This is a genomic window from Micromonospora sp. NPDC007220 (assembly GCF_040634035.1).
In the GTDB taxonomy this organism is placed as follows: domain Bacteria; phylum Actinomycetota; class Actinomycetes; order Mycobacteriales; family Micromonosporaceae; genus Micromonospora; species Micromonospora reichwaldensis.
Genome location: NZ_JBEYEU010000009.1, coordinates 162,133 through 175,821 on the forward strand (window position 1 = coordinate 162,133; position 13,689 = coordinate 175,821).

Annotated in this window: 15 protein-coding genes; 11 read left to right on the forward strand and 4 right to left on the reverse strand. The window is 73.8% G+C overall.

Annotated elements, in window-relative coordinates:
* The first annotated feature begins 5 nt into the window (after nucleotides 1–5).
* Nucleotides 6–542, forward strand: coding sequence for a DUF1360 domain-containing protein (locus ABZ573_RS18685; protein ID WP_327029396.1), 537 nt, complete (start codon nucleotides 6–8; stop codon nucleotides 540–542).
* Between the two features lie 56 nt (nucleotides 543–598).
* On the opposite strand, the gene ABZ573_RS18690 is transcribed toward ABZ573_RS18685, so the two are convergent.
* The 3 genes from ABZ573_RS18690 to ABZ573_RS18700 all read right to left on the reverse strand — a co-directional run bounded on the left by ABZ573_RS18690 (nucleotide 599) and on the right by ABZ573_RS18700 (nucleotide 2,591).
* The gene (locus ABZ573_RS18690) at nucleotides 599–808 is read right to left on the reverse strand and encodes a hypothetical protein (protein ID WP_132239399.1); all 210 of its coding nucleotides are present in this window, start codon (nucleotides 806–808) and stop codon (nucleotides 599–601) included.
* A 133-nt stretch (nucleotides 809–941) separates the two neighbouring features.
* A complete protein-coding gene (locus tag ABZ573_RS18695; RefSeq protein WP_151453280.1) occupies nucleotides 942–1,181 on the reverse strand; it encodes a hypothetical protein in 240 nt (79 codons plus the stop codon).
* Nucleotides 1,182–1,493: 312 nt separating this feature from the next.
* On the reverse strand, nucleotides 1,494–2,591 hold the full coding sequence (locus tag ABZ573_RS18700) for a 3-deoxy-7-phosphoheptulonate synthase (protein WP_327031086.1): 1,098 nt from the start codon (nucleotides 2,589–2,591) through the stop codon (nucleotides 1,494–1,496).
* A 303-nt stretch (nucleotides 2,592–2,894) separates the two neighbouring features.
* Here ABZ573_RS18700 and ABZ573_RS18705 point away from each other — a divergent pair, with 303 nt between their 5' ends.
* The gene (locus ABZ573_RS18705; RefSeq protein WP_358119383.1) at nucleotides 2,895–4,049 is read left to right on the forward strand and encodes an alkaline phosphatase PhoX; all 1,155 of its coding nucleotides are present in this window, start codon (nucleotides 2,895–2,897) and stop codon (nucleotides 4,047–4,049) included.
* A gap of 87 nt (nucleotides 4,050–4,136) precedes the next feature.
* Complete coding sequence (locus tag ABZ573_RS18710) at nucleotides 4,137–4,352, forward strand: hypothetical protein (RefSeq protein ID WP_101415193.1); 216 nt, start codon at nucleotides 4,137–4,139, stop codon at nucleotides 4,350–4,352.
* Here the strand turns inward: ABZ573_RS18710 and ABZ573_RS18715 are convergent.
* Nucleotides 4,319–5,059 (reverse strand): phosphodiesterase, encoded by a 741-nt coding sequence (locus ABZ573_RS18715; protein ID WP_358119387.1) that lies wholly within the window; start codon nucleotides 5,057–5,059, stop codon nucleotides 4,319–4,321. The two genes, ABZ573_RS18710 and ABZ573_RS18715, sit on opposite strands and share 34 nt — an antisense overlap.
* A gap of 88 nt (nucleotides 5,060–5,147) precedes the next feature.
* Between ABZ573_RS18715 and ABZ573_RS18720 the strand changes: the two genes are divergently transcribed.
* The 8 genes from ABZ573_RS18720 (at nucleotide 5,148) to ABZ573_RS18755 (ending at nucleotide 13,532) form a co-directional block, all read left to right on the forward strand.
* Nucleotides 5,148–6,440, forward strand: a complete 1,293-nt coding sequence (locus ABZ573_RS18720) for a pitrilysin family protein (protein WP_151456418.1) — start codon at nucleotides 5,148–5,150, stop codon at nucleotides 6,438–6,440.
* Nucleotides 6,440–7,786, forward strand: a complete 1,347-nt coding sequence (locus ABZ573_RS18725; RefSeq protein ID WP_151456417.1) for a pitrilysin family protein — start codon at nucleotides 6,440–6,442, stop codon at nucleotides 7,784–7,786. Before ABZ573_RS18720 ends, ABZ573_RS18725 begins: the two co-directional genes overlap by 1 nt.
* 258 nt (nucleotides 7,787–8,044) lie before the next feature.
* Nucleotides 8,045–9,070 carry an aspartate-semialdehyde dehydrogenase gene (locus tag ABZ573_RS18730; RefSeq protein WP_311411981.1) on the forward strand — a complete coding sequence of 342 codons (1,026 nt, stop codon included), beginning with the start codon at nucleotides 8,045–8,047 and terminating at the stop codon, nucleotides 9,068–9,070.
* Nucleotides 9,071–9,228: 158 nt separating this feature from the next.
* Entirely contained in the window at nucleotides 9,229–9,669 is a 441-nt protein-coding gene (locus tag ABZ573_RS18735; RefSeq protein WP_358119391.1) for a PPOX class F420-dependent oxidoreductase, read from the forward strand.
* 76 nt (nucleotides 9,670–9,745) lie between these two features.
* The gene (locus ABZ573_RS18740) at nucleotides 9,746–10,162 is read left to right on the forward strand and encodes a CBS domain-containing protein (RefSeq protein WP_151456414.1); all 417 of its coding nucleotides are present in this window, start codon (nucleotides 9,746–9,748) and stop codon (nucleotides 10,160–10,162) included.
* 248 nt (nucleotides 10,163–10,410) lie between these two features.
* Nucleotides 10,411–10,977 (forward strand): hypothetical protein, encoded by a 567-nt coding sequence (locus ABZ573_RS18745; RefSeq protein WP_358119395.1) that lies wholly within the window; start codon nucleotides 10,411–10,413, stop codon nucleotides 10,975–10,977.
* Nucleotides 10,978–11,097: 120 nt separating this feature from the next.
* Nucleotides 11,098–11,475 carry an SCP2 sterol-binding domain-containing protein gene (locus ABZ573_RS18750; RefSeq protein WP_358119398.1) on the forward strand — a complete coding sequence of 126 codons (378 nt, stop codon included), beginning with the start codon at nucleotides 11,098–11,100 and terminating at the stop codon, nucleotides 11,473–11,475.
* Nucleotides 11,475–13,532 carry a glycogen debranching N-terminal domain-containing protein gene (locus ABZ573_RS18755; RefSeq protein WP_358119401.1) on the forward strand — a complete coding sequence of 686 codons (2,058 nt, stop codon included), beginning with the start codon at nucleotides 11,475–11,477 and terminating at the stop codon, nucleotides 13,530–13,532. Before ABZ573_RS18750 ends, ABZ573_RS18755 begins: the two co-directional genes overlap by 1 nt.
* Nucleotides 13,533–13,689 lie beyond the last annotated feature (157 nt).

A 13,689-nucleotide genomic window follows, 5' to 3' on the forward strand; every position in this document is an offset into this window, starting at 1 on the left:
ACCGGGTGACCGCCCTGAAGGAGAAGGTGGCGCGGCTGCGCCAGGCGTACGCGCCGCACGAACACCGACCGCTGGGCGGGTACCTGGCGGCGATGGGAACCTACGCCGGGGTGACCGCCGGCATCGCCGGTCTGGTCAGGGCGACCGGCCGTCCGGTCCCCGAGCGTCCCGCCCCGGCCGACGTGGTGCTGCTGAGCATCGCCACCCACAAGCTGAGCCGGCTGCTGACGAAGGACGCGGTGACGAGCCCCCTACGGGCGCCGTTCACCCGGTACGACAAGCCGATCGGCAGCGGCGAGGTGATGGAGCAGGTCCGTGACCAGGGCAGCTCCACCCGGCACGCGATCGGGGAGCTGCTGAGCTGTCCGTTCTGCCTCGCCGTCTGGGTCGCCACCGGGTTCACCGGCGGCCTGGTGCTCGCTCCCCGGCTCACCCGCCTGGTGGCGACCGCGCTGACCGCCGTGGCCGCCTCGGACTTCCTCCAGATGGCGTACGCGGTGGCCCAGCAGGCCGCCGAGGGTGGCGACCCCGACGAGGACTGACGACGTACGACGAAGGGGGCCGGCGCTCGGGCCGGCCCCCTTCGTCGTGGCTGTCCTCAAGTCGGGGTCGTGCCGTGGTCCTGGCCGGCCCAGCCGCGGGAGGCCTCCGGCTCGCGCTCGTCGGCGTCCGCCCCGGTGATGACGTCCCGGTCGACCGCGGTGCGGTCGTGCTCGTTGGCGAAGTCGGGCTCCGGCAGGGTGTCCCGGCCCTCGGGGGGCTGACCGAGTGCCGGCAGCTTCTCGTGCTCTTCCTCGTGGTGGGACATCTCGCTCTCCTCACTGCTCGTCGGCCTCCGGTGCGGAAGGCCGTCCGCCCCCGGGGGACGGGTGGGCGGCGGTCTCGCCCCACGACGGGTCGTCACGGCCCGCCGGGGCCGTGCCGGTCCCGGCCCCCTGGCGTCAGGTGACCGAACCGCCGAGCAGGTCGGCCACCTCGTCCACGGCGTACTCGCCCTCGGGCAGGGCGGCCATGCGGGTGAGGAGCTGCGCGGGAAGCTCGGCGGCGACGGCCCGGCGGTAGATGTCCGCCTGACTGATCCGCTCCTGGCCGTGGTAGAGATCCTCGAGGAGGTCGTCGAGGCGCCGGATGTCCGGCTCCTCGACCACGGGCGCGTCCGTCACGGGTGCGTCGTCGGTCACGACGGTCAGCTACCCGCGTCCGAACCGGTGAAACGTCGCCGGGCCGCGCGCGGAGTGGTCGCCGGGGCTGTGACGGCGGTCATGGCGCGGGTCGGAACACCGGCGGCGGGTCCCCGGTTGAGTCAGGTGTCGGTGTGTCCAGTGTCCCCGGGCCTCACCTAATTGCCTTCGCGGAATACCGTTCGGCTGGAGCCGCGTCGTGCCACTCGCCGAGAGGCGACCTGCACACCGACACCGGTGCCGCCCCCGAGCCCTCCCGGGCCCGGGGGCGGCACTGTCCGTCTCCACCTCCCCCTGCGTGCGGGGTGGGGGTCAGGCGGGTGCGGGGGCCGGGGTACGGCGGCGGGTGCGGACGGCGGCGGCCAGGTGGCTGAGGACCTCCTCGGTGGTGTCCCAGCCGATGCAGGCGTCGGTGACCGACTGGCCGTAGGTCAGCTCGCGGGTCGGGTCGAGGTCCTGGCGGCCGGCGAGCAGGAAGCTCTCCAGCATGATCCCGACGATGCCGCGCTGGCCGGCGTCGAGCTGGGCGGCCACGTCGGCGGCCACCCGCGGCTGGTTGCGGTGGTCCTTGCCGCTGTTGGCGTGGCTCGCGTCGATCACCACGCGCTCGGGCAGGCCCGCCGCCCGCAGCAGCTCCAGGGCGCCGGCCACCGACTCCGCGTCGTAGTTCGGCCGCCCGCCGCCGCCGCGCAGCACCAGGTGCCCGTCCGCGTTGCCCCGGGTGTGCAGGATCGCCGGCGTGCCGGAGACGTCGATGCCGGGGAAGACGTGCGGTACGCCGGCGGCGCGGATGGCGTCCACGGCGGTGCCGATGCTGCCGTCCGGGCGGTTCTTCATGCCGATCGGCATCGACAGGCCGGAGGCGAGCTGCCGGTGCACCTGGCTCTCCACCGTCCGCGCGCCGATCGCGCCCCACGCCACCGTGTCGGCGATGTACTGCGGGGTGATCGGGTCGAGGAACTCGCAGCCGACGGGGAGCCCCAGGCGCAGCACGTCGAGCAGGAGCGCCCGGGCGGTACGCAGGCCGGTGTTGACGTCGCCGGAACCGTCCAGCCCGGGGTCGTTGATCAGGCCCTTCCAGCCCACCGTCGAGCGCGGCTTCTCGAAGTAGACCCGCATCACCACCAGCAGGTCGTCGGCCACCCGGGCGGCGGCGTCGCGGAGCAGGTGGGCGTACTCCAGGGCGGCGGCCGGGTCGTGCACCGAGCACGGGCCCACCACCACCAGCAGGCGGTCGTCGGCGCCGTCCAGCACCCGGCCGACCGCGCGTCGCCCGGCCAGCACGGCCGAGGCGAGCGTGTCGTCGAGGGGCAGGTCGTGGTGCAGCAGGGCCGGGGTGGTCAGCGGCACGACGCGGTCGATCCGCTGATCGCTGACCCGAACGGTCTCCGGGGTGGTCACGGTGGGAATCCTTCCGCCGACCGTGCCCCGGGGCCGGTGCCCAGGTCGAGCCGGCTGCTCGTACGCAAAAGGGCAGGAACGAGAGCTCCTGCCCGGCCGGCTCGAATGTGGTGACGTCAGATCATGGTGAAGTCACCGGCGTGCGAGCCGGCTGCCTAAACCATCGATACGAACGCGTCACGCGGCCAAGCGTACCCGGTTGCGCGGGAAGGTCCACCCGGTCGTCGGGAAAGACTCGCTTCGTGTTCACCTCCATCGATGCGTGCGACGGTAGTTTCATCGACACCGACCGCTGTTTCCCGGAGGTTCCCGATGGACCGTCGTACCGTCCTGCGCGCCACCGTCGTCGGCGGCGCCGTCGCCTTCTCCGGCAGTCTCTGGGCCGGCGCCGCCCATGCCGCCCCTGCTCAGCCGGGTGCCAGCCCCTACGGGCCGCTCGGCGCGGCCGACGCCAACGGCATCCAACTGCCCGCCGGCTTCACCAGCCGGGTCGTCGCCCGCTCCCGCCAGGCGGTGCCCGGCACGTCGTACACCTGGCACGACGCGCCCGACGGCGGCGCCTGCTTCGTCGCCGGCACCGACTGGATCTACGTCTCGAACTCCGAGATCCTGAGCACCGGTGGGGCATCCGCGGTGCGCTTCGCCGCCGACGGCAGCGTCGTCTCGGCGTACCGCATCCTGTCGAACACCAACCGCAACTGCGCGGGCGGCGCGACCGGGTGGGGGACCTGGCTCTCCGGCGAGGAGGTCAACCGGGGGTACGTCTACGAGACGTACCCCCAGGGCGGCCGGGCCGGGGTCCGGCGGGCCGCGATGGGCCGGTTCAACCACGAGGCCGCCGCCTGCGACCCGGACCGCCGGGTCGTCTACCTCACCGAGGACGAGACCAACGGCTGCTTCTACCGGTTCCGGCCGACCACCTGGGGCGACCTCTCCGCCGGCACCCTGGAGGTGCTGGTCGCCGGCACGGGCACCAGCGGCCCGGTGAGCTGGGCACGGGTGCCCGACCCGGACGGCTCGCCCACGCTCACCCGCGACCAGGTCGCCGGGGCGAAGAGGTTCAACGGCGGCGAGGGCTGCTGGTACGCCGACGGCACCTGCTGGTTCACCACCAAGGGCGACAACCGGGTCTGGGCCTACGACGCGGTCGACCAGCGCATCGACCTGGCGTACGACGACTCGCTGGTCTCCGGGACGGCGCCGCTGACCGGGGTGGACAACATCACCGGGGCCCGCTCGGGCGACCTCTACGTCGCCGAGGACGGCGGCAACATGGAGATCAACGTGATCACCCCGGCGGGGGTGGTCGCCCCGTTCCTGCGGATCACCGGCCAGTCCTCGTCGGAGATCTGCGGGCCGGCGTTCTCGCCCGACGGCAGCCGGTTCTACTTCTCGTCGCAACGCGGCACGTCCGGCTCCTCCTCGGGTGGCGTCACCTACGAGGTGCGCGGACCGTTCCGCTCCTGAGCGGCCCGCCGCCGCCGGGGCCGGTCGCGATCAGCCGGGCGCGATCATGCGGCGTGCCGGAGGCGGCGGCGGGGTATGTGGGCGGTCATGAGTCACGAGCAGAGCGACCAGGAACGAGTGGAGTCCCGCGCACACCTCCTGCCGGAGGAGGCGGCGGCCGGCAGCGACGACCCCCACGCGCAGGCGGAGGCCATCCTCGCCGAGTCCGACCTCCGGGAGGAGGACCGCAACGCCGCCCCCGACACCGTGCTGGAGCGGCGTACCTCCGATCAGACGGTGACCCCCATCGAGCCCCCCGACTGAGCCACGGCCCCCCGGGCCCGTCGCGAGCCGCGGTAGCTGTGCTCCCGCAGCCAGGCGATCGGGCCGACCGCCCGCAGCCCCGGCGGCAGGTTGCCGATCGGGTCGAAGGCCAGCGCCGCGTCCTCCCGGGCGCCGAGCTGGGCACCGAGGCTGACCTGCCCGAACGGACGCCACGGCCCGACGGCGGACGCGACCGCGAGCACCAGGCGCGGCGCGTCCGCCCGGGCCGCGGCGGCCACCTCGGCCAGGCTGCGGCCCAGGCCGGGCGACTCCGGGTCGGCCAGCGCGGCCAGGAAGAGCCGCCGCCGGCCCGCGCGAAACGGCATGATCGTGCTGTACGTCCCCGCGAAGCGCCGCCGGGGCAGCGGCAAATTCCGCAGCAGCGGCGCGGCCCCGCTGGAGCTGACCAGCAGGTCGAACGGCCGCTCACCGTCGCGGTGCAGCCGCACGGCCAGCCCCAGCACGTCCGGCCAGGCGCCCGGCGTGGGCACGCCCTTGGAGAGCCGGACGGTCGCCCGGAAGCGGCCCGGGCCGTCCAGCAGCGGCACCCCGGTCGGCGGTCCCGACGTACCCCAGACGACGACCTCGCCCGCGAACGAGCGGCCCGCGGGATGCAGCAGGCGGGCCCGGCGCAGCCGGGTCAGGGCGGCGGTCGCGCGGTCGACCGCGACGGCGGCCCGGTCGGTCACGGTGGCGGCAGGCGGCATGCCTCCCCGGTACCCGGCGGCCGGCGGTCGATGCCTCGCCGCGTGCGGCGCGTCCCCTCCCGCGCACCTGATCGGATAGCGTCGTGCCATGCCCGACAGCGGTTACCCCTGGCCCATCGAGACCACCCGCCTGGACAACGGCCTGCGCGTGGTGGTGAGTGAGGACCGCACCGCTCCGGCGGTCGCCGTGAACCTCTGGTACGACGTCGGCTCCCGGCACGAGCCCGAGGGGCAGACCGGCTTCGCGCACCTCTTCGAGCACCTGATGTTCGAGGGCTCGGTCAACGTGGCGAAGACCGAGCACATGAAGCTGGTGCAGGGTGCGGGCGGCTCGCTCAACGCCACCACCAACCCGGACCGCACCAACTACTTCGAGACCGTCCCCGCCGAGCACCTGGAACTGGCGCTGTGGCTCGAGGCGGACCGGATGGGCGGCCTGGTCCCCGCGCTGACCCAGGAGACGCTGGACAACCAGCGGGACGTGGTCAAGAACGAGCGGCGCCAGCGCTACGACAACGTGCCCTACGGCGACGCCTGGCTGCGGCTGCTGCCGCTGCTCTACCCGCCCGGGCACCCCTACCACCACGCCACGATCGGGTCGATGGCCGACCTGAACGCCGCCGACCTGGCCACCTTCCAGGCGTTCCACCGGACGTACTACGCGCCGAACAACGCCGTGCTCACCGTCGTGGGCGACGCCTCGGCCGCCGAGGTGTTCGCGCTGGCCGACAAGTACTTCGGCGCCCTCCCGCCGCGCGCGGAGATCCCGCCGGCCCCGGACGGCCGGACCGTCCCGGCCACCGGCCGACCCGCCGTGGAGACGGTCACCGCCGAGGTGCCGGCGCCGCGCGTCTACATCGCGCACCGCACCCACCCCTTCGGCAGCCCCGGCTACGACGTGCTGACGGTGCTCGCCACCGTGCTGGGCAGCGGCCGGGGCAGCCGCCTCTACCAGCGTCTCGCCGACGGCGAGCGGATCGCCCAGCCCGACATGGTCGGGGCGTACGGGGTGGACCTGGCGCACGCCCCCGCGCCGCTGATCGCCACCGCCACGGCCCGCCCCGGGGTGAGCGCCGAACGGCTGGGCGCCGGGCTGGCCGAGGTGGTCGACGAACTGGCCACCGTCCCGGTCACCACCACCGAACTGGACCGGGCCAAGTCCCTGCTGAGCACCTCGTGGTGGCGGCAGATGTCCACGGTGGACGGCCGGGCGGACACGCTCGGGCGCTACGCCACCCAGTTCGGCGACCCGGCGAAGGCCGCGGAGCGGCTGCCGGCCTGGCTCGCGGTGACCGCCGAGCAGATCGCCGAGGCCGCCGCCGAGGTGCTCGCCGCCGACGACCGGGTCACCCTGACCTACCTGCCCGAGGAGAAGCCCTGATGACGCTGATCGCCGACCGTCCCGGGCCCGGCGCCGCCCGCCCGTACCGGTTCCCGCAGGTGGTCCGCCGCACGGTGGCGGGTGGTCAGGTGGTCGCCGCGCACCTGCCCGGGCAGAACCTGGCGGTGGCGCTGCTGCTGCTCGACGCGGGCGCCGGCCGCGAACCCACCGGCAAGGAAGGGCTCGGCGCGGTGCTCGCCAAGGCCCTGGAGGAGGGGACCGCGCAGCGCGACGCGACGGCGTACGCGCTGGCGATCGAAGGGCTCGGCACCGAGCTGGTGATCGGGCTGGACTGGGACTCCTTCCAGGTCAGCGTGCAGGTGCCGGTGGAGCGGCTGAACGCCGCCGTGGAGCTGCTCGCCGAGGCGGTGCGCACCCCGAAGCTGGACCCGGACGACGTCCGGCGGGTCCGCGACGACGAGGCGACCGCGCTGCGGATGGACTGGGCCAACCCCGGCCCGCGGGCCGACGCGGCGCTGCGCGCGGACCTGTTCGGCGCCGGCAACCGCTGGGGCCGCCCCCTCTACGGCGACCCGGAGTCGGTGGCGGCGCTGGACGTCGAGGACGTCACGGTCTTCCACTCCGAGTGGTTCATCCGCCCCGGCACGCTGGTCGTCGCCGGGGACCTGGACCGGCTGGACCTGGACGCGCTCGGCGCGGCGGCGTTCGCGGGCACCGGCGGCGGGCCGGTCGACCGGGGCGGCCCGATCGAGGTGCCGACCCGGCCCGGCCGGCGGATCATCCTGGTGGACCGGCCCGGCTCGGTGCAGTCCACGCTGCGACTGGGCCACCCGTCGCCGCACCGCTCCCACCCCGACCACGTGCCGATGACGCTCGCCGGCACGGTGCTCGGCGGGGCGTTCACCTCCCGGCTCAACCACCTGATCCGCGAGGTGCGCGGCTACACGTACGGCATCCGGGGCGACTTCGCCTCGTCCCGCCGGTTCGGCCGGTTCGGGGTCAGCTCCGGGGTGCAGACGGCGGTCACCGCGCCGGCCGTCGTCGAGTCGGTCGGCGAGATCACCCGTACCCGGGAGACCGGGGTGACCGAGGAGGAGTTGGCGGTCGCGCGCTCCTGGCGGGCCGGGCAGCTCTCCGTCGAGTTGCAGAGCCCCCGGTCGATCGCCTCCGCGCTGACCACCCTGGTCGTGCACGACCTGCCCGACGACTACCACGCCCGGTTGCGCGAGTCGCTGCTCGCCGCCGACGTGGCGGAGGTCTCCGCGGCGGCCGCCACGCACCTGCGCCCGGAGGACCTCACCATCGTGGTGGAGGGCGACGCCGCGGTGATCCGCGACGAACTCGTCGCCACCGGCCTGGGCGAGCTGGTCGACCACGCCTCCTGAGCGGCCTGGGGCGGTGTGACATGGGTCGCGCCGCCCCCGGCCGGCGCGGGTGGCCCGGCCGGGGCGGCCGGCGTGGATGCTCCGGCGGGCCGCCCCGCCGGCTGACGATCCTCCCGTCCCACCGGCCCCTCCGGCGAGGTCGTTGCGTCCCGGCGCGGCCCGGGGTGACCACGGCCACCGCCGGGCGGGAGCGCCGCCCGCCCCGGTGGGTGGGAAAGCGTTCCCGGTCGGGTCGCCGGGCTGGGTAGCCTCGCGGGCATGAGGATCGGCATTGTGGGGGCCACCGGCCAGGTCGGTGGCGTGATGCGGCAGGTGCTGGCGGAGCGGGAGTTCCCGGCGGAGCAGGTGCGGTTGTTCGCCTCGGCGCGGTCGGCCGGGCGCACCCTGCCCTGGCGGGACGGCGAGGTGACCGTGGAGGACGCGGCCACCGCCGACTATTCCGGGCTCGACATCGTGCTCTTCTCCGCAGGCAAGGGCAGCGCGAAGGAACTCGCGCCCCGGGTCGCCGCCGCCGGCGCCGTCGTCATCGACAACTCCTCGGCGTTCCGCATGGACCCGGAGGTGCCGCTGGTCGTCGCCGAGGTCAACCCGCACGCCGCCGCCGTACGCCCCAAGGGGATCATCGCCAACCCGAACTGCACGACGATGGCCGCGATGCCCGTGCTGCGCCCGCTGCACGCCGAGGCGGAACTGGTCAGCCTGGTCGTCTCGACGTACCAGGCGGTCTCCGGCGCCGGCCTGGCCGGCGTCGCCGAGCTCGACGAGCAGGTCCGCAAGGTCGCCGAGCACGCCACCGGCCTCGCCTTCGACGGCGCGGCCGTGGAGTTCCCGGCCCCCCGCTCGTTCGCCCGGCCGATCGCGTTCAACGTGCTCCCGCTCGCCGGCTCGATCGTCGACGACGGCAGCTTCGAGACCGACGAGGAGCAGAAGCTGCGCAACGAGAGCCGCCGCATCCTGGAGATCCCCGGGCTGCGCGTCTCCGGCACCTGCGTACGGGTGCCCGTCTTCACCGGCCACTCGCTCCAGATCAACGCCCGCTTCGCCCGCCCGATCAGCCCGCAGCGGGCCCGCGAGCTGCTCGACGGCGCTCCCGGCGTGGCGCTCGCCGACGTGCCGACCCCGTTGCAGGCGGCCGGCCAGGACCCGACCTTCGTCGGGCGGATCCGCGCCGACGAGACCGTCGAGCACGGCCTCGCCCTGTTCTGCTCCAACGACAACCTGCGCAAGGGCGCCGCGCTCAACGCGGTGCAGCTCGCCGAGCTGGTCGCCGCCGAGCGCCGCTGACCGACGCGCCTTCCCCGGGCCTCCGCCAGCTGTGGCGGGGGCCCGTCGCGTCCCCCGGTGCGGCCCGTCGCGTCGGCGTACGGCGGGCACACGGGCGCGGGCGGGGCGTCCGCCGTGGTTCGATGGGAACGCCGTGACCGGTCGAAGCGGAGGTTGCCGTGGCGGACGACGAGACCCAGCGGGCGTTGACGGAGCTGATCGCCGGCCACCGGCTGGGGGTGCTGGCCACGCTCAAGCGGGACGGGCGCCCGCAGCTCTCCACCGTCATCTACGCCTTCGACAGCGGCGCGGCCCTGATCCGCGTCTCGGTGACCGACGGCCGGGCCAAGACCGCCAACCTGCGCCGGGACCCGCGCGCCTCGTTCCACGTCGCCAGCGACGACGGCTGGGCGTACGCGGTCGCGGAGGGGCGCGCCGAGCTGACGCCGGTGGCCGCCGACCCGCAGGACGCGACCGTGGCGGAGCTGGTCGACCTCTACCGGGCGATCCAGGGCGAGCAGCCGGACTGGGCCGACTACCGGCGGGCGATGGTCGCCGAGGGGCGCCTCGTGCTCCGGTTGCACGTCGAGCGCCTCTACGGCCTCCCGCCGCGCGCCTGACCCGGGCCGGGGTCGCGCGCGTTACCCCGTGCGGTCGGCGGGTAGACGGCGGTGCCGACACCGAGAGGGGAGCACCATGACAACGGTCGGAGAGTTCATGACGACCCGGTTGGTGACGATGGACGGCAACGACACGCTGATCGCCGCGGCGCAGGAGATGCGCGACAGCGCCATCGGCGACGTGGTGGTGACCGACGGCGACGACGTCATCGGCATCGTGACGGACCGGGACATCACGGTCCGGGGCGTGGCCGAGAACATGGACCCGAACTCGACCCCGCTCAACCAGATCACCAGCAAGGACGTGATCACGGTCAGCCAGTACGACGACGCGGTCGCCGCCGCCGACCTGATGCGGACCTACGCCGTACGCCGGTTGCCGGTCATCGACGACGGGCGGCTGGTGGGCCTGGTCTCGATGGGTGACCTCGCCGTGGAGCGGGAACCGCAGTCGGTGCTCGCCGACATCAGCGCCGACGAACCGAACAACTGACCGTACGCGTCGACGCGCCGGCTCCCCGAGATGGGGGCCGGCGCGTCGGCCCTTGGCTGGACCGCCGGATCTATGATCCCGGCGTGTCCGCAGAGCCCCCCGCACCAGGCCGGAACGCGCCGACCGGCTGGCGCCCCGACGTCCGACCCACCCTGCCGCCGACCGGGCCCGTTCCGCCGACGGGGCCCGTTCCGCTGACCGGGCCCGTGCCGGTCGCGGGAGCGTGGTCGGCCGGCAGGTCGACGGCGATGACGGTGCTGTTGGTCCTGTTCGGCCTGGCCGTGGTCGGGATGAACACCGCCATCGCGTACGTGGCGGTCGGCGCGAAGGTCGTCCCGATCATCACCGGGCTGCTCCTCTGCCTGGTGTTCGTGCTCGCCGTGCGTCTGCTGCACCGGGCCGCGTGGCTGGCGTTCCTCGCCATGGGGCCGGCCCTGTTCGTTCTCGTGGGCTCCGTGCAGCTCGCCCCGGAGGCGGTGCTGGAGGCGCGCGGCGTCCGCCAGGAGGTGACGATCGTCGACGTGTCGGTCGTCGGCAAGCGGCATGCCTTCACGCTCCAGGGCGCCGACGGGCGCCTCGACGAGCCGCTGGTCCACCAGGGCAGCAACCCCAGCTACCAGGTCGGCGACAGGCTCGCCGTGCTCACCGATCCCGACGGGGTGGTCGAACTCGAGGCCGCCGACCGGGTCGACTCCGGCGGCATGGTCGCGGCCCTGCTCCTCGGCGGTGCCGGCTGGACCTTCATCGCACTGCTCGCCGGGTGGCGCGGCCACGTCCGCCGCCGGAACGACCGCCACGACACCCTCCTGATCTAGCCCGTACGCGCAGGGCCACCCCCGCCGAGCGGGCGACTCACCCGGTCCGGGCGAGGTTGGCCCGGCACCGGACGGGGACCCCGTGCAGGGACATTGCCCGACGGGGGAGGAGAAGACCCGATGGTGGACGCGACGACGAGGTTCTTCGAGGACCTCGACCGGCGGGGGTACGACCCCCTGCTGGCGAAGTCCTCCGGGACCCTGCGCCTGGACCTGCACGAGGGGGCGCACACGACGCACTGGCTGCTGCGGATCGACCGCGGGCGGCTCCAGGTCAGCCAGGAGGACCAGGATGCCGACACGGTGGTCGGGACCAGCCCCGAGCTATTCGAGGAGATCGCCGCCGGCCGCGAGCACGGGGTGGCCGCGCTGCTGCGGGGGGACATAACGGTGAGCGGGGACCTGCGGCTGGTGGTGCAGATGGAGCGGCTCTTCCCCAGCCATCCGGACACCCGTGGACCACGTCGGCATTTCAGGTCCCGTCAGGAGGTGCGGTGATGGCGCAGAACACGATCCGGATCCTGGACGGCAGCACCTTCGTGGTGTCAGAGGACACCGGGGACATCGAGGCGACGCCGAGCGAGCCGACCGGGTTCTTCTCGCTGGACACCCGCTTCCTGTCGACGTGGGTGCTGACGGTCAACGGGGACCGACTCACCCCCCTGTCGTACGACGACCTGCAGTACTACGAGGCCCGCTTCTTCCTGGTGCCGGGGATGGCCACCCACTACGTCGACGCGAAGCTGTCGATCGTCCGGGAGCGGGCGGTGGGGGGCAGTTTCCGGGAGACGCTCACCATCCTCAACCACGACGAGAAGCCGATCGACCTGGAGATCAGGATGGAGGCGGCGTCCGACTTCGCCGACCTGTTCCAGGTCAAGGACGAGATCCTCAACAAGAAGGGCGAGATCTACACGGAGGTCGAGTCCGACCGGCTGCGCCTGGGCTACCGGCGGGGCAACTTCATCCGGGAGACGCTGATCTCCGCGTCCCCGGCTCCACGCTACGACCGCAAGGGCTTCGCCTACTCGATCCACCTCCAGCCCAACGAGCAGTGGAAATCCGAGATCGACGTCAAGACGATGGCGGTCTCCCCGGGCGGGCGGGACCTGCGGATGGGGCTCCGGGCGCACACCACCGAGCGGCTCGCCCTCCAGCACGACCTCGAGGAGTGGATCGCCAGGGCTCCCAAGGTCAACAGCCAGCACGACCGGGTCGCCTCGACGTACCGCCGCAGCCTGATCGACCTGGCCGCGCTGCGCTTCTCGCCGCTCTCCCTCGGCGGGGCGTCGTTGCCGGCCGCCGGCCTGCCCTGGTTCATGACCATGTTCGGGCGGGACAGCATCCTCACCTGCCTGCAGACGCTGCCGTTCACGCCGGAGCTGTCGAAGACCACGCTGCGGATCCTGGCCTCGCTCCAGGGCACCCGGTTCGACGACTTCCGGGACGAGGACCCGGGCCGGATCCTGCACGAGATGCGGTACGGCGAGACCGCCGCCTTCGAGGAACAGCCGCACTCGCCGTACTACGGGTCGGTGGACGCGACCCCGCTGTTCCTGGTGCTGCTCGACGAGTACGAGAAGTGGAGCGGGGACGTCGAGCTGGTCAGGGAGCTGGAGCGGGAGTGCCGGGCCGCGCTGGAGTGGATCGACGACTACGCCGACCTGGTCGGCAGCGGCTACATCTGGTACGAGCGGCGCAACACCGACACCGGCCTGGAGAACCAGTGCTGGAAGGACTCCTGGGACTCCATCTCCTACCGGGACGGCACGCTGCCGCCGTTCCCCCGGGCCACCTGCGAGGTGCAGGGGTACGCGTACGACGCGAAGCTGCGGGCCGCCCGCCTGGCGCGCGAGTTCTGGGGTGACCCGGACTTCGCCGACCGGTTGGAGCGGGAGGCGGCGGCGCTCAAGGAGCGGTTCAACCGGGACTTCTGGGTGGCGGACGGCGAGTACTACGCCCTCGCCCTGGACCCGGACGGGCGCCAGTGCGACGTGCTCAGCTCCAACATCGGTCACCTGCTGTGGAGCGGCATCGTCGACGACGACCGGGCCGAGAAGACCGCCGAGCACCTGGTCGGGCCCCGGCTCTTCACCGGCTGGGGGGTGCGGACGCTGGCCGAGGGCGAGGTCCGCTACAACCCGATCGGCTACCACAACGGCACGATCTGGCCGTTCGACAACTCCTTCATCGCCTGGGGCCTGCGCCGGTACGGCTTCGCCGAGGAGGCGGCGGTCATCGCCAACGGCATCCTCGACGCGGCCACCTACTTCCAGGGCCGGCTGCCGGAGGCGTTCGGGGGCTATCCCCGCGAGCTGACCAAGTTCCCGGTGGAGTACCCGACGGCGTGCAGCCCGCAGGCCTGGTCGACCGGCACGCCGCTGCTGCTGTTGCGGACGATGCTCGGCCTGGAGCCGCACGAGGGGCACCTCGCGGTGGAGCCTCGGCTGCCGATCGGGATGGGCCGGATCGAGGTGCTGGACATCCCGGGCCGGTGGGGCCGCGTCGACGCGTTCGCCCGGGGCCGCCTCGACATGCACCGGCTCACCGACTAGCGCGGGCCCGGCTCCCGCGGGAGGCCGGCGGCGACCGGGCGGACCGGGCGCAGCCGGCCTGCCGCGACCGGGGGCCGGCCCGCGCGGGCGGGCGGAAGCGGGCTGGGCGCGGCGGCCCGGCGGGTCGGCATGGGGTTCAGGCGGGCAGGGTAAGTTC

Excerpts from the sequence above, each read along its gene's own strand:
- ABZ573_RS18690 (WP_132239399.1), bottom strand. The coding sequence starts at position 808 with ATGTCCCACCACGAGGAAGAGCACGAGAAGCTGCCGGCACTCGGTCAG.
- ABZ573_RS18705 (WP_358119383.1), top strand. The coding sequence starts at position 2,895 with ATGGACCGTCGTACCGTCCTGCGCGCCACCGTCGTCGGCGGCGCCGTC.
- ABZ573_RS18710 (WP_101415193.1), top strand. The coding sequence starts at position 4,137 with ATGAGTCACGAGCAGAGCGACCAGGAACGAGTGGAGTCCCGCGCACAC.
- ABZ573_RS18715 (WP_358119387.1), bottom strand. The coding sequence starts at position 5,059 with ATGCCGCCTGCCGCCACCGTGACCGACCGGGCCGCCGTCGCGGTCGAC.
- ABZ573_RS18720 (WP_151456418.1), top strand. The coding sequence starts at position 5,148 with ATGCCCGACAGCGGTTACCCCTGGCCCATCGAGACCACCCGCCTGGAC.
- ABZ573_RS18725 (WP_151456417.1), top strand. The coding sequence starts at position 6,440 with ATGACGCTGATCGCCGACCGTCCCGGGCCCGGCGCCGCCCGCCCGTAC.
- ABZ573_RS18730 (WP_311411981.1), top strand. The coding sequence starts at position 8,045 with ATGAGGATCGGCATTGTGGGGGCCACCGGCCAGGTCGGTGGCGTGATG.
- ABZ573_RS18740 (WP_151456414.1), top strand. The coding sequence starts at position 9,746 with ATGACAACGGTCGGAGAGTTCATGACGACCCGGTTGGTGACGATGGAC.
- ABZ573_RS18745 (WP_358119395.1), top strand. The coding sequence starts at position 10,411 with ATGACGGTGCTGTTGGTCCTGTTCGGCCTGGCCGTGGTCGGGATGAAC.
- ABZ573_RS18750 (WP_358119398.1), top strand. The coding sequence starts at position 11,098 with ATGGTGGACGCGACGACGAGGTTCTTCGAGGACCTCGACCGGCGGGGG.
- ABZ573_RS18755 (WP_358119401.1), top strand. The coding sequence starts at position 11,475 with ATGGCGCAGAACACGATCCGGATCCTGGACGGCAGCACCTTCGTGGTG.